Source organism: Roseateles aquatilis (assembly GCF_002205645.1).
GTDB classification, from domain to species: domain Bacteria; phylum Pseudomonadota; class Gammaproteobacteria; order Burkholderiales; family Burkholderiaceae_C; genus Roseateles; species Roseateles aquatilis.
Map to the genome: position 1 here is coordinate 1 of NZ_NIOF01000043.1, position 928 is coordinate 928.

Here is a 928-nt window from a genome sequence, read left to right on the forward strand (position 1 = left end):
TGATCCGCTTGGATTCTTCGAGCCACGCGATGCGCTAGTCCCGGCCAGTCTCGGGGCCATTAGGCAGGCCCCATCTCCTTGATCCTACGGGCATATTCGGCCGGCGTCAGGTCATTGAGAGCACTGTGAGGCCGGCTCTCGTTGTAGTCCTGGCGCCAAGCCTCCAGAAGGTCCTGCGCCTGTGCCAGCGAGGCGAACCAATGAACGTTCAGGCACTCGTCGCGCAGTGACCCGTTGAAGGTCTCGACGAAGCTGTTGTCCGTGGGTTTGCCGGGGCGGCTGAAGTCCAGCCGCACACCCTGGTGGTACGCCCACATGTCCATCAAGCGGCCCGTGAACTCGCTGCCGTTGTCCACGAAGATCGCTTTGGGCGCGCCGTGATGGCGGGCCAAGCGGTTGAGCACATCGACGACGTGCTCGCCCTTGAGTCGATGCCCGGCATGCACCGCCAGCGCCTCGCGCGTGAATACGTCGACCACAGTCAGGATACGAAACTTGCCGCCATGACTGAACTCCTCAGCCACAAAGTCCATTGACCAAGCTTGACCCGGCGCGCTGGGCAATACGCGCTGCCGGCGTTGCACGACCATCTTGCGCTTCTTGGGGAGCTTGGAGCGCAGTTGCAGCTGTTCCTCGCCGTAGATGCGGTAGCACTGGCTTCGTCCGAGCTGCCAGCCCTCACGACGTAGCAGCACGTGCAGCCGCCTGTAGCCCCATCGCACGCGGGTGTTGGCCAGCTCCCGCATGCGGCGGCGCAGCTCGGGCCGTGGGTCCTTGCGGCGCTCGTAGTAAGGCGTGCTTCTCGATACCTGAACCAACTGGCAGGCCCGACGCAAACTGATGCCGTAATGGCCCCGGACATAGTCCAGGGCCTGCACCCTCAGCGCGGGCCGGACCATTTTTTTGCGGCGATGTCCTGAAGAATCGC

General features: G+C 63.6%; 1 pseudogene. It reads right to left on the reverse strand.

Features of this window, described 5'->3' with window-relative positions:
- Positions 1-59: 59 nt before the first annotated feature.
- A pseudogene (locus CDN99_RS29805) lies at positions 60-928 on the reverse strand (IS3 family transposase); the annotation flags it as partial.